13 protein-coding genes, 1 tRNA gene and 1 riboswitch are annotated in these 12,849 nt (G+C 69.0%); of the genes, 3 read left to right on the top strand and 11 right to left on the bottom strand.

Annotation, left to right across the window (positions count from 1 at the left end; translation table 11 throughout):
* From DSM104443_RS21300 to DSM104443_RS21290, 3 genes are all read right to left on the bottom strand, one after another.
* Nucleotides 1-993, bottom strand: a complete 993-nt coding sequence (locus tag DSM104443_RS21300; RefSeq protein WP_171095952.1) for a glycosyltransferase family 9 protein — start codon at nt 991-993, stop codon at nt 1-3.
* Complete coding sequence (locus DSM104443_RS21295; protein ID WP_171095950.1) at nt 990-2,204, bottom strand: O-antigen ligase family protein; 1,215 nt, start codon at nt 2,202-2,204, stop codon at nt 990-992. The genes DSM104443_RS21300 and DSM104443_RS21295 overlap by 4 nt, the downstream gene beginning before the upstream one ends.
* 17 nt (nt 2,205-2,221) lie before the next feature.
* Nucleotides 2,222-2,298, bottom strand: a tRNA-Arg gene (locus DSM104443_RS21290).
* 60 nt (nt 2,299-2,358) lie between these two features.
* Here DSM104443_RS21290 and DSM104443_RS21285 point away from each other — a divergent pair.
* Both DSM104443_RS21285 and DSM104443_RS21280 read left to right on the top strand, forming a co-directional pair.
* Entirely contained in the window at nt 2,359-2,931 is a 573-nt protein-coding gene (locus tag DSM104443_RS21285; protein WP_171095948.1) for a c-type cytochrome, read from the top strand.
* A 7-nt stretch (nt 2,932-2,938) separates the two neighbouring features.
* On the top strand, nt 2,939-3,760 hold the full coding sequence (locus DSM104443_RS21280) for a symmetrical bis(5'-nucleosyl)-tetraphosphatase (RefSeq protein WP_171095946.1): 822 nt from the start codon (nt 2,939-2,941) through the stop codon (nt 3,758-3,760).
* Here DSM104443_RS21280 and DSM104443_RS21275 read toward each other — a convergent pair.
* From DSM104443_RS21275 to DSM104443_RS21265, 3 genes are all read right to left on the bottom strand, one after another.
* The gene (locus DSM104443_RS21275; protein ID WP_171095944.1) at nt 3,702-4,361 is read right to left on the bottom strand and encodes a lysophospholipid acyltransferase family protein; all 660 of its coding nucleotides are present in this window, start codon (nt 4,359-4,361) and stop codon (nt 3,702-3,704) included. The two genes, DSM104443_RS21280 and DSM104443_RS21275, sit on opposite strands and share 59 nt — an antisense overlap.
* 131 nt (nt 4,362-4,492) lie before the next feature.
* Nucleotides 4,493-4,951, bottom strand: a complete 459-nt coding sequence (locus DSM104443_RS21270) for an outer membrane lipoprotein (protein WP_212756833.1) — start codon at nt 4,949-4,951, stop codon at nt 4,493-4,495.
* A 10-nt stretch (nt 4,952-4,961) separates the two neighbouring features.
* On the bottom strand, nt 4,962-5,894 hold the full coding sequence (locus tag DSM104443_RS21265) for a carbohydrate kinase family protein (protein WP_171095943.1): 933 nt from the start codon (nt 5,892-5,894) through the stop codon (nt 4,962-4,964).
* A 203-nt stretch (nt 5,895-6,097) separates the two neighbouring features.
* Nucleotides 6,098-6,190, top strand: a riboswitch (cyclic di-GMP riboswitch).
* Between the two features lie 88 nt (nt 6,191-6,278).
* Here DSM104443_RS21265 and DSM104443_RS21260 point away from each other — a divergent pair.
* On the top strand, nt 6,279-8,675 hold the full coding sequence (locus DSM104443_RS21260) for a DUF1631 domain-containing protein (protein ID WP_171095941.1): 2,397 nt from the start codon (nt 6,279-6,281) through the stop codon (nt 8,673-8,675).
* Nucleotides 8,676-8,682: 7 nt separating this feature from the next.
* Here the strand turns inward: DSM104443_RS21260 and DSM104443_RS21255 are convergent, their stop codons facing one another.
* The 5 genes from DSM104443_RS21255 to aroQ are packed head-to-tail and all read right to left on the bottom strand — an operon-like array spanning nt 8,683 to nt 12,846.
* Nucleotides 8,683-9,597 (bottom strand): zinc-ribbon and DUF3426 domain-containing protein, encoded by a 915-nt coding sequence (locus tag DSM104443_RS21255; protein WP_171095939.1) that lies wholly within the window; start codon nt 9,595-9,597, stop codon nt 8,683-8,685.
* 7 nt (nt 9,598-9,604) lie between these two features.
* On the bottom strand, nt 9,605-10,492 hold the full coding sequence (gene prmA / locus DSM104443_RS21250) for a 50S ribosomal protein L11 methyltransferase (protein WP_171095937.1): 888 nt from the start codon (nt 10,490-10,492) through the stop codon (nt 9,605-9,607).
* A 16-nt stretch (nt 10,493-10,508) separates the two neighbouring features.
* Complete coding sequence (gene accC, locus DSM104443_RS21245) at nt 10,509-11,873, bottom strand: acetyl-CoA carboxylase biotin carboxylase subunit (protein ID WP_171095936.1); 1,365 nt, start codon at nt 11,871-11,873, stop codon at nt 10,509-10,511.
* A gap of 40 nt (nt 11,874-11,913) precedes the next feature.
* Nucleotides 11,914-12,369, bottom strand: a complete 456-nt coding sequence (gene accB, locus DSM104443_RS21240; protein WP_171095934.1) for an acetyl-CoA carboxylase biotin carboxyl carrier protein — start codon at nt 12,367-12,369, stop codon at nt 11,914-11,916.
* Nucleotides 12,370-12,396: 27 nt separating this feature from the next.
* Complete coding sequence (aroQ, locus tag DSM104443_RS21235; protein ID WP_171095933.1) at nt 12,397-12,846, bottom strand: type II 3-dehydroquinate dehydratase; 450 nt, start codon at nt 12,844-12,846, stop codon at nt 12,397-12,399.
* Between the last annotated feature and the right edge of the window lie 3 nt (nt 12,847-12,849).

Genomic DNA, 12,849 nt, shown 5'->3' with positions numbered 1-12,849 from the left:
CTAGGCGGCGTTCGCTTCCTGGCGCAGGGCGTCGAAAGCCGCCAGCGCCTCGTCCACCGTGACGTCGGCCACGTCGTGCGACTCGGGCTGCAACAGCCGGTGCGGCACGTCCCAGGGGTGCCACAGGTGCGCCTCGGATTCCCCGAAGAAGCAGACCACGGGCTTTCCCATCGCCGCGGCGAGATGCATCGCCCCACCGTCGCTGCACACGATCGCATCGCATGCCGCGATGCCCGCGATCAGCCCTTCGAGCTCGTTCGTCGCAACCGCTTCCACCGGCAGGCCCGCGGCGCTCGCGAGGATGCGCGCGGCCCGGCCGTCATCGCCCGGATGGCGTGCGTCGTTCTCCGCACCCGGCGCCCAGAAGAGGCGGAACCGCGCTCCGTGCCGCTCGTGCAGCGCGCGCATGAGCTCCGCGTAGCGCTCCTCGGGCCAGCGGCTGCTGGGCTTGCGGGCACTCACGTGGATCGCGATCACCGGAGCCTCGCCAGGTGAATGCGCGGGGGGCGTGAACGCGATGCGCGGCGCCGGCGGATCGCCCTCGATGCCGAACGGCAGGAGGATTCGGTAGGTCATCAGCAGGTGATGCCGGTCCTTGCCGAGGTACTCCACCGGTTGGTCCACACCGAACATCTTCCAGCCCGGCGGGACGAACGCGGTGATGTGCGCGGGATTGAGGAATCTCGCGAAGCGGATCTGCCGCGGATGAACGCCCGGGGTCGCGATGACGACATGGTCGTAGTGCTCCTTGCGAAGCCGCCACATCTGCCCCAGGCGCTCGAGCCAGCCCGGAGAGAAACCCTTGCGATGCTTGCCCTTCGTGTATTCGTGCACCTGGTCCACGTCCGGATGCCCCGCGAGCACCGGAGCGTTGTAGCTGTTCACGAAGGCGTCGATGCGCGCCTCGGGGAAGCGCTGGCGCAGAGCGCGAAAGAGCGGCGTGGTGAGCACGAGGTCGCCGATGTTGTCGCGGCGGATGACGAGGATCTTCATCGCGCTTCGCGCAGGCGCGTGAGCCCGATCAGCATGCCCATCACCGCCCAGAACACCACGCCGTTCTGGCGATAGAAGAAATCGTCGGTGAGGTTCTTGGTCACGAAGCCGCCAAGCACCGCGATGCCGAGGATGCCCGCGGGGCAGGTCTCGCGCCGTCGCAGCGCACGCGCGAACTCGATCGCGAGGATCGCGAGGATCGCGATGAAGATCGCTTCACCGATCCAGCCCAGCTGCAGCGCTACGTCGAGGAACACGTTGTGCGCATGCCGCACTTCGGGATGGTTGCCGTAGTGCGGCGTCTCGCCCTGGAACACCGGGGCCAGGACCTCGCGGCCGTAACCGTGGCCGAGCAGCGGCGCCTCGGCGATGCGCTCGATCGCGAGCGACCAGATCTTCGGGCGCAGGTCCGCCTCGATGCCGGCGAGGGGCAGGACGTGGCCGGCATCGGCCGGCGGAGCGCGATAGTGCGCGGTGAAGCCCGCGAGCACGACGATCGCCAGCACGCCCGCGACCGCCACGTACCGGGCCCCGTCGAATCGCGGACGGCATTCGCGCGCGAAGTGGTGCGCGATCGCCGCGATCCCATACGCGACGAGGAACGCGAGCCACACGATGCGGTTCTCGGTGCGCCATGCCGCGTAGAAGAGGACCACGAGCGCGAGCACGAAGAGGAGGGTCGGGCGCCGGGTGCCGCCTTCCGTGGGCCACGCGAGCGGCAGCAGCAGGGGCGCCAGGATCACGAGGTGCGTGGAGAACGCCCCGCCGCCGCCATCCCACTCGCGCGTTCCCAGCAGGGGCTCGAGGTGCTCCCTCGAGACTTCCGCCGCCAGCAGCACGAACGCGCACGCGAGCATCGCCTTCCACCACAGGCGCCAGCGCGCCGGATCGGACGCGACGTAGAAGGCGCCGAACGCGAGGAGGCCGTAGAGGAGCTGCGCGCGAAGCTCGTTGAACGTGAGGGCGCGGTCCACGCTCCACGCGAGCGACGCGATGGCGAGGATGCACCAGGCGGCGAGCGCCACGAGCAGCGCGCGGGGCAGGGGACGCGGGACCGCGAGGGCGCCGCGCGCTACGAGGAACGCCGCGCTCGCCGAAGCCGCAATCAGTGTCGCCGCACGCCACCCCGCCGACGCCGTGAACGGAGCGACGGCCAGGAACAGGGTGGTGGAGGCGAGGAGGATGCGCTCGGCGAAGGGAATCCGGTTCATGGCCGAACGATTTTGTATGGCGCGCCCGACACGATTCGAACGTGCGACCCCTGCCTTCGGAGGGCAGTACTCTATCCAGCTGAGCTACGGGCGCGTATGTGTCGGATTCTAAACGATTCCGGCTATAATTCCGACCCTAACCCGAAGGAAAACCATGCACGAGCACCATCCCGACGCCATCGAAGCCAATCTCGAAACGCACCCGGTGAAGCTGGCGATCATCGTCGCCATCGGGGCCGTGGCCCTCGTGGTGGGCATCATCCTGCTGGTGCAGTTCGCCATCGGGGCGTATGCCAAGCGCTCGTCCAAGGACGATCCGGCGATGTCGGCCGCGACGGTGGCGCAGCGCATCGCGCCGGTCGCCAAGCTGGCGATCGATCCGAATGCGAAGGCGCCCGAGCCGGCCAAGGCCGAGCCCGCCAAGGCCGGCATGGTCCCGGTGGTGGCGGCGGTGATTCCTCCGGCGGCAGCCAAGGCGGGGGGAGCCGCCGACGGCAAGAAGGTCTACGACACGACGTGCGTGGCCTGCCATGGCGCGGGCATCGCCGGCGCTCCGAAGTTCGGCGACAAGGCCGCCTGGGCTCCGCACATCAAGGGCGGCGTCCCCCACCTCTATGAGATCGCGCTGAAGGGCAAGGGCGCGATGCCCGCGAAGGGCGGCAACGCGTCGCTCCCCGATGCGGACGTGAAAGCCGCCGTCGACTACATGGTGAACGCGGCCAAGTAGGCTCCTCGTGGCCGATTACGCGATCGGCGACCTGCAGGGCTGCTTCACGCCGCTCGAGCGCCTGCTCGAGACGATCCGTTTCGATCCCGCCCGCGACCGCCTCTGGTTCGTGGGCGATCTCGTCAACCGCGGTCCCGAGTCGCTCCAGTGCCTGCGCTTCGTGAAGTCGCTCGGCGAGCGCGCCGTCACCGTGCTCGGCAACCACGACCTCCACCTCGTGTGCGTGGCCGAGGGCCTCGAGAAGCAGAAGGGGCGCGACACCCTCGACGACATCCTGAAGGCTCCCGATCGCGACGAGCTCATCGCGTGGCTGCGCACGCGAGCGCTGATGCATGTCGAAGGCGGCATCGCGATGGTCCACGCGGGCTTGATGCCGCAGTGGACGATCGAGCAAGCGCGCGCGTTGGCCGCTGAGGTGGAAACCGCGCTCCGCGGGCCCGGCTACCGGCGCTTCCTCGAGAAGATGTACGGCGACAAGCCGGAGCGCTGGAGCGACGACCTCGAGGGCCACGACCGCCTTCGCGCGATCGTGAACGCGATGACGCGCCTTCGCGTGGTCGACGACGAGGGCCGCATGGTGCTCAAGTTCAAGGGAGAGCCCGGCGACGCGCACGACGGCTGGACGCCCTGGTTCGACGTGCCGGCCCGGCGCAGCCGCGACCACGCGATCGTCTGCGGGCATTGGTCCGCGCTCGGCCTCGTGGTGCGTGACGACCTGCTCGCCCTGGACAGCGGCTGCATCTGGGGCCGCGCGCTCACCGCCGCACGCCTCAGCGATCGGGCGCTGTACTCGGTGGAGTGTCCGTCTCGGGAAGGCCAAGAAGAGTAGCGACCTTCGCGCGCGCCATGCGTGCGACGTCGCGTCGCGTGAAGCCCGCCGGATTGATGGCTGGGGCGAACCGCACGCGGGCCACCGAACGCTTCTGGCGAATGACGAGGCCCAGCGACTGCTGGAACGAGAGGTCGCCCACGAAGCTCATCGCGCGGCAGTGCGTGCCGTCGGGGTGCTCGTAGCGGATCGCCACCGGCTGCACGGTGGCGCCGTTGGCGACCGCGGGCTCGAAGAGGGAGCTGTGGAACTTGAGCAGCGTGTCGCCTTCGCTCGTGGTGCCCTCGGGGAAGAAGCCGACGCAGTCGCCTTCCGCGAGGGCGGCGTGCACCAGCTCGTTGATGCGCGCCGTGTCGTTGCGCTTGGCCCGGCGGATGAAGAGCGTGCCCGAGCGCTGGGCGACCCAGCCGGCGATGGGCCAGTCGCGGATCTCGCTCTTGGCGATGAAGCGCGTGGGCCGCACGGCGGAGATGGCGAAGGTGTCGAGCCACGAGACGTGGTTGGGCGCCATCATCACCGGCGTGCTCGTCGACGGCGGGTCGCCCTCGACGACGACTTCAACGGCGAGGATGCGAAGCAGCTTGCCCGACCACCACGACATGATCTCGCGTCGCCGGCCGCGGTCGACGCGCGGGTAGGCGAACTTGAGGATGCCGAACGCGAGCGCGACGTGCGCGAGCGTGCGCGACCAACGGATCGCCCGAACGATCCGTCCGGTGCGCGCGTGGGATGTCAGTGCGTGACGCGGCTGCCGCCGCGGCCGGAGAGCACGCGCACCCGATCGCCGCTGCGGAACTGCTCGTCGCCTTCCTGCGTGATGGCGAGGTACTTGCCGCTATCCAGCAGCACCGTGATCTCGAGGCCGGTGCGCTGGTTCGCGTCCTGCTCGATGGCCTGGCCCAGGATGCCGCCCAGGACCATGCCGGCGATCGCGCCCGCGATCTGCCCGCTGCCGCCGCCGACGGTGCTGCCCGCCACGCCGCCGAGCGCCGCGCCCGCGGCCGTGCCCACGCCCGATTCGGGCGCCTGGATGCGCACGAGCCGCACGGACTCGACCACACCGAAGCGCACCTCCTGCTCGCCACGCACGCCGTAGGCGGAATAGTCCGCGGAGCCCTGGCGCGGATACGCGCACCCGCCGAGCACCACGGCCGCCACGCCCGCGATCAACATCGTTTTCGCCATCTTCATGTCCGTTCTCCTAGAGCGCTTCGCCGAATGCCTTCTCGTAGCGCTGGGCGATCTCGCCGAGCGCCGGCTTGTGGTTCTGGCCGCCTCGGTGGGCGATCTTGATGGAGCCCATCACGGAGGCCAGGCGGGCGCAGCGCTTCCAGTCCCAGCCCTTCGCGATGCCGTGCAACAGCCCGGCCCGATAGGCGTCACCGCACCCGGTCGGGTCCACGAGTCCATCCGCCTTAACGGCCGGCACGTCGAACTGTTGACCGCCCGTGAACACGGTCGATCCTTCGGCGCCCCGGGTCATGACGACAGCTTCCACCATCCCCGCGACCTCCGAAAGGCCGCGACCGGTCTTCTCTTCGAACATCTTCGCTTCGTAGTCGTTCACCGTGAGCGCCTTGGCGCCCTTCAGCATCCCCAGCAGCTCCTCGCCCGAGAACATCGGCAGGCCCTGGCCGGGATCGAACAGGAAGGGGATCCGGGCCTCGGCCAGGCCCCGGGCGTGCTCGATCATTCCGTCCCGCCCGTCGGGAGAGACAATCCCCAGCCGGACGCCGGAGGCCTCGGAAATCCGGTTCAGGTGCGAGCTGCCCATCGCCCCGGGGTGGAAGGCCGTGATCTGGTTGTCCTCGATGTCCGTGGTGATGAAGGCCTGGGCCGTGAACTGGTCCTCCAGGACCCGGATATGGCGGGCGGAGAGGCCCAGGGCCTCGAGCCGGGTGGCATAGGGGCCGAAGTCGTGCCCGACGGTGGCCATGATGGCCGGGTCCTCGCCCAGGAGCTTGAGGTTGTAGGCGATGTTTCCGGCGCAGCCGCCGAACTCCCGGCGCATGGTCGGGACCACGAAGCACACGTTCAGGATGTGGATCTGGTCCGGGAGGATGTGCTTCCGGAAGGGATCCTGGAACACCATGATGGTGTCGTACGCCATCGAGCCGCAAACCAGGATCGTCATGGGTGTTTTCGCCGTCCGGAAATGAGTGGGAGGGCGGATTTTAAGCGAGAGCAAGCACTTACGTTGATACGACGTGCGGGCCTGCGTGCCTGACGGGCGGCATTGACGATCGGGGGTTCCGCGAGGGATCCTCGCGAGAGATAGAACAGGTCCGGCACCACCCTTCCCAGGGGGAAGCACGGACCCTACTGGCGCACACCAGTTTCTGAACAGGGCAAACCCATCGAAAGGTGGGGACGCAAAGTTACCGGTCTACGGGGCTGCAGTCGGAGCCCTACGACAGCGGGATTGCCAGGAACCCGGGGACCCTTCATGGGGCCCCTCCAGCCATCCCCACGCGTCCTCCGTTTTCGCCGGGCTGCCCGCTTTTCGAAGGCGTGCGCCATGGCCAATGCTACGAACGGTAAAGTCGTCTCCCTCGGGGACCATCCCCGGGCGCGCTCGCGCCTGAGCCCCCAGGAGTCCGCCGGCGTCGTCCGGGATTGCCGCGAGCTCGCGCTCACCCGGATCGTCGCCTCCCTCTCCGGAATGATGGACCGCATCGAGGACGACCTCTTCGAGCTGGCCGAGAAGACCCACGACCGCGAAGCCCAGAACGTCTACCTCGACGCCCGCGCCAGCGCGCGCGAGAACCGGCCGCTCATCGAAGCCTCCTTCCGCTCGCACTTCATCGAGCTCTTCAACCGCAAGGTGCGCGGCGAGCCCATGGCCCCGGGCAGCAACGCCGCGGGCGCGCCTTCGTCCGAGCTTTCGCTCGTGAACGACGAGGAGCTCGAGGGCACGCTGCAGGCCTCCGACATGGCCCGCAAGCTCTCCAACCAGTGCGAGGCCGAGCTCTATGCGCTGTCGCAGCGCTTCGGTTTCCTGCTCGAGCGCCCCGAGATGAAGGACGACGCGAATCCGCTCAGCCCCGCCACGGTGTGCGCGGCGCTGAAGGACGCGTGCGACAAGATCGACACCGGCTTCAAGGTGCGCATGGCATTGCTGAAGCAGTTCGAAGGCTACGTGGCCGTGGACCTGCAGCGCGTCTACCACGACCTGAATGCGCATCTCGTGCAGCGCCAGATCCTTCCCGAGATCCGCCCGGTCGCGCGCAAGAATCCGCGCGGCCCGCAGGCGGCGAACACGGGCCGCGGCCCGGGCGCTGCGCCCGGCGGCAGCGGCGGCGCGGCCGCTTCGGGTTCCGACACGACCGGACCCAACTCGGACATCTTCCAGACCCTCGCGAAATTCCTAGGGACGCCACAGGGAGGCGGAGCGGCGCCGGCCGGGGGAATGCCGGCCGGCGCAGGCGCCGTAGGTGCCACAGGCTTCTCGGGGGGTGGTGGTGGCTTTGCGGGCGGTGGAGGCGGAGGCGGTGCGGCAGGCATGGCGGGATTCCCCGCGATCCTCGGCGGCATTTCGGGCACGGCCGGTACTCCCGGTACTCCGGGCTCGGCGGTCACGGTGCCGCCGACGTTCCTCGCCGAGCTCACGCGGATGCACCACATCGTCGCCGAGACCGACGCGCCGATCGGCGAGCTGGTCAACGTGCTGCGAAACCTCCGCGCCTCGGCGCAGGTCGCCGCGCTGCCGACGGTGGATGCCACGACGATCGACATCGTCGCGATGCTCTTCGACTACATCTTCGTCGACGAGGACATCCCCGGGAACGTGAAGGCGATGCTGGGGCGGCTGCAGATCCCGCTGCTCAAGGTCGCGATGCTCGACAAGGCGTTCTTCTCCGCCAAGCAGCATCCGGCGCGCCGGCTCGTCGACTGCATGGCCGAAGCGGCTATCGGCCTGGACGAGCGCAGCGCCAAGGGCGAAGCGACGGTGCGCACGATCGAGCGCACGGTGCAGCGCGTGTTGGACGAGTTCGACACCGACATCGGCCTCTTCGAGACGCTGCGTTCCGACGTCGAGGCGTTCCTCCAGGAGCAGAAGCGCCACGAGGAAGTGGTGGTCGAGCGCTCCGCGCGCTACATCGAGGAGCGCGAGCGCCAGGAGATCGCGCGCCTCACCGCCGAAGATGAAATCGCACGCCGCCTCGAGACGCGCGTGTGGGTGCCGCCTGCCGTGCGCGGAATGCTCACGACCACGTGGGTGAAGGCGATGGCGCACGTGCACCTGAACGAGGGCGAGGGCTCGCCGCCGTGGCAGCAGCTCGTGCTCACGATGGAAGACCTCCTCTGGAGCGTCGAGCCGAAGGCGCAGTCCGACGACCGCAAGCGCCTGGTCACGATGCTGCCGGGCATGCTGAAGAACGTGCAGACCGGTTTGCTGCGCGCCGAAGTGACGGAGGAAGGCCGCGACGTCTTCCTCGGCCAGCTGGTCGACTGCCACGCGGCGGCCGTGAAGGCGGGCCTGCGCGGCCTGGCCGCGATGCCGCCCGGTGCTGCCGATCCGGAACCCGACATCCCCACGCCGCCCTCGATCGAACGCTCGGTGGTGCCGGCGGGCGACATGCAGGTCGACGAGATCCGCCTCAAGAAGACGCGCGTGAAGGGCGAAGTGCGCAACGTGTTCACGCGGACCGGTGTCTGGACCAACCTCGCACGCGGGACTTGGGTGGAGTTCCGCAACGGGGACTCCGTACCGGTCCGCGCGCGGCTCACGTGGATCAGCCCGCAGAAGGGCGTCTACCTGTTCACCAACGCGCTCGGTGTCGGCAACGCGATCTCGATTTCGCCGGAGGCGCTCGCGGAGCAGCTGCGCCGCGGCGAGGCCCGCTTGCTCGATTCCGCTCCGCTGGTCGATCGCGCCGTCGACTCGATGCTCGCCAACCTGCGGGCCGCCTAGCGCGCCCTCACGGGTAGAACAGCAGCAGCTCGTAGCCGGTCGGCTTGATCGTCGGCGTCTCGAGCCGCAGCTGGATGGAGATCTCCGAGCCCGCGGCGAGCACATCCGTCGAAGCGGGCGCCCGCGCGAGATAGTCCGCCGGGCGCAGCACGCGCCGCGCGGCCGCCTGGCCCGAGAGATCGGTGAGCGTGAGCTCCAGGTGCGGATACTCCTGCGCGGTCGTGGCGAGGTTGCGGATGCGAGCCCCGAGCGCGATCTCCGTCGGGCGCCCCGGCACCTCGAGCAGCTCCGAGTCCTCGAGCTTCAGCAGCTGCGGATCGTTGACCCACGGGACGCGGCATCCGACCCGCGCACAGGCCGATTCCAGCCAGGGGCGCGTGACCGGATAGCTCTGCGCGACGTGGGCGCGGAACGCGTAGATCACCTCCACCGCCAGCAGCACCCCCAGCAGCGCGCATCCGAAGACCCAGGTGCGCGAGAGCTTTCGCGTGGGCGACGGATCGTAGGTGATCGAGAGCAGGTTCATGCGGCCGCCCCGGGAACGCGCAGGTTCCGTCGGGCGCGCGGGCGCCGTCACGAGCGGCGGCGGCTCCGGATCCGGATCGGGCAGGGGAATCGGCTCGAGGTGGACGGCCGCGGGCGGGACGATCGGCAGGCCGTCGTCGTCGTCGAGCTCCGGCAGCGACTCGGGAATGATCGACGGGTGCACCTGGACCCCGTCCGGAACCGGTGTCGAGGACGCGGCCGCGCGCGCCGCGAGGATGCGCGTGCCCGTGTCGTCGTCGGGAAAGCGCTCGAGGGCTTCGAAGCCGCTGAACACCTGGTTGCAGTGCCCGCATCGCACCTGGCCCTGCTTGAGATTCAGCTGGCCCGGCGTCACGCGGAAGCGCGCGAGGCAATGCGTGCAGGTGGTAATCAGCATCGCGCGGTCACCGGCGAGCGCCCGCGACGAGCACCCAGCCCTGCTCTTCGCCCGCGACCGCGAGCTCGCACCACGGCGCATACGCTTCGATCACGGATGCGGCCTGCTCGGCGAGGATGCCCGAGAGCGCGATCGAGCCGCCGGGCTCGGTGTGCGCGGAGAGCAGCGGCGCCAGCATGCGCAGCGGGTTGGCGAGGATGTTGGCGACGGTCACGCGGTAGCGCGAGGGCAGGGTCTGGTGCGCGGGGCGCAGGTCGAGCGAGACATTGTTTCGCTCGGAATTGTAGCGTGCCGCTTCGAGCGCGAGCGGATCGATGTCGACGGCGGCGACCGAACCCGCGCCCAGCAGCGCGGCGGCGATCGCGAGGATCCCGGAGCCGCAGCCGTAGTCCAGCACCGTGTCGCCCGCGCGGATGCGCTGCTCGAGCCACGCCAGGCAGAGGCGCGTGGTGGGATGGCTGCCGGTGCCGAAGGCCGCACCCGGGTCGAGCACGAGGTTCACGGCGCCGGGCTCCGGAGGCGTATGCCACGTCGGCACGATCCAGAGCCGCTCGCCGGCGCGGATCGGCTCGAACTGGCGCTGTGTCTCGCGCACCCAGTCGCGGTCGTCGAGGCGGTCGAGGGAGGCGGCTTCCAAAGTGTCTGCGCCCGCGGCCTCGAGCGCCTCGCGGATCGCCTGGGAAGCGTCGATCGATTCGGCGAAGAGCGCGCTCACGCGGCAACGGGGCCACATCGGAGCGTCTGCGCCCGGCTCGGCGAACAGCGCCGACTCCTGCGGCGTGCCCGCGTCGGCGTCGGCGATGTCGGAGGAGACCGCGCCCGATTGCTCGAGCGCCTCGGCGATCGCTTCCGCGAAGCGGCCTTCGACGACGAGCGAGACGCGTTGCCAGGCCACGGGAAGCCCCGAGCCCCTACTGGTCGGCCTGGATGGACTTCAGGGCCGCGATCTTCTCTTCCAGGTAGTGGATGGAGACGCCACCGCGGATGAAGGCGGCATCGTTCATCAGCTCCTGGTGGAGCGGGATGTTGGTCTGGATGCCCTCGATCACCATCTCGGAGAGCGCCACGCGCATGCGCGCGATGGCCTGCTCGCGGGTGTCGCCGTAGGTGATGAGCTTGCCGATCAGCGAGTCGTAGTAGGGCGGCACGTAGTAGTTGTCGTAGACGTGCGAGTCGTAGCGCACGCCCGGGCCGCCCGCCACGTGGTACTGCGTGATGCGTCCCGGCGAGGGCACGAACGTGTACGGGTTCTCCGCGTTGATGCGGCACTCGATCGCGTGGCCCTTCTTCACGATGTCCTTCTGGCGGTAGCGCAGCTTCAGGCCCGCGGCGATGCGGATCTGCTCCTGCACGATGTCCACGCCCGTGATGAGCTCCGTCACCGGATGCTCGACCTGCACGCGCGTGTTCATCTCGATGAAGTAGAACTCGTCGTTCTCGTAGAGAAACTCGAACGTGCCGGCGCCGCGATAGCCGAGCTTGCGGCAGGCGTCGGCGCAGCGCTCGCCGATCCGCTCGATCAGGCGCGGCTTCACCAGCGGGGCCGGGCCTTCCTCGACGATCTTCTGGTGGCGGCGTTGCATGGAGCAGTCGCGCTCGCCCAGCCAGATCGCCTGCTTGTGCTCGTCGCCCAGCACCTGGATCTCGATGTGGCGCGGGTTCTCGAGGAATTTCTCGAGGTACACGGTGGGGTTGTTGAACGCGTTCTGGGCCTCGGCGCGTGTCATCGTGACCGCGTTCACCAGGGCGGCCTCGGTGTGCACGACGCGCATGCCGCGCCCGCCGCCGCCACCGGCGGCCTTGATGATCACCGGGTAGCCGATCTCGGCGGCAAGCCTGCGGATTTCCTTCGGATCGTCGGGCGCGGCGCCCTCGGAGCCCGGCACCACCGGGATGCCGACCTTCTTCATCGCGACCTTGGCGGAGATCTTGTCGCCCATCATGCGGATCAGCGGCGCGGTGGGGCCGATGAAGACGAAGCCGGAATTCTCGACGCGCTCGGCGAAGTCCGCGTTCTCGGACAGGAAGCCGTAGCCGGGGTGGATCGCCTGCGCGTCCGTGACCTCGGCGGCGCTGATCAGCGCGGGAATGTTGAGGTAGCTGTCGCGCGAGGGCGGCGGCCCGATGCACACCGACTCGTCGGCGAGCATCACGTACTTGGCGTCGGCGTCGGCCTCCGAATGCACCGCGACCGTCTTGATGCCCATCTCGCGGCAGGCGCGCTGGATGCGGAGCGCGATCTCGCCGCGGTTGGCGATGAGGATCTTCTCGAACATTTTCACCCTCTCCCTTGGGAGAGGGCCGGGGAGAGGGTCATCACTCGATCACGAACAAGGGTTGACCGTACTCCACGGGCTGCCCGTTCTCGACCAGGATCGCCTTCACTTTCCCGGAAACGTCGCACTCGATCTCGTTCAGCAGCTTCATGGCCTCGATGATGCAGAGCGTCTGGCCCTTGGTCACGGCTTGGCCCACCTCGACGAACGAGGGGGAGCCGGGCGACGGGGCGCGGTAGAACGTCCCGACCATCGGCGACTTGAGCGTGTGGCCGGTGGGCTCGGGCGGTGCCGGCGGTGCGACCGGCGCAGCCGCGGCAGCCGGTGCAGGCATCTGCCCGCCCATCATCGGCTGCATCCCCGTGGTCATGATGACGGGCTGTCCGGCCGGCTGGCGGCTGATCCGGACCTTCTCCTCGCCCTCGGTGATCTCGATCTCGCCGATGCCCGACTCCTGCACCAGGTCGATCAGCTTCTTCAGCTTCCTCAGGTCCATGGTTGGACTCTCCCCTTTATCCGCCGATTATTTCGGCTTGCTCGCAAGACGGCTGATGGCCGCCTCCAAGGCGAGTTCGTAGCTCTGTGCACCGAACCCGGCCACCACCCCAGCGGCCAGGTCGGAAAAATACGAATGCTTTCGAAACGCCTCCCGGGCATGCACGTTGGACAGGTGCACCTCGATGAAGGGGAGGCCTACCGCCGCCAGCGCGTCCCGGAGGGCGACGCTGGTATGTGTAAATGCCGCCGGATTGATGATGATCCAGGCTGTTTCGTCGCTTTTCGCCGCATGGACCCGTTCGATCAGGGGGGCCTCGGCGTTGCTCTGGAATGTCGCCACCTCGATGCCGGCCCGCTTTCCCCGCTCCTGCAGGCGCTGGTCGATCGAGGCCAGCGTATCCGTCCCATACACGTCCGGCTCGCGGCTACCGAGCAGGTTCAGGTTGGGCCCGTGGAGGACAAGGATCTTGGGCATGGG

This window comes from Usitatibacter rugosus (assembly GCF_013003965.1).
Classification (GTDB): domain Bacteria; phylum Pseudomonadota; class Gammaproteobacteria; order Burkholderiales; family Usitatibacteraceae; genus Usitatibacter; species Usitatibacter rugosus.
The sequence above is the reverse complement of the archived record's forward strand: the minus strand, read 5'-3'. Positions and strand labels throughout refer to the sequence as shown.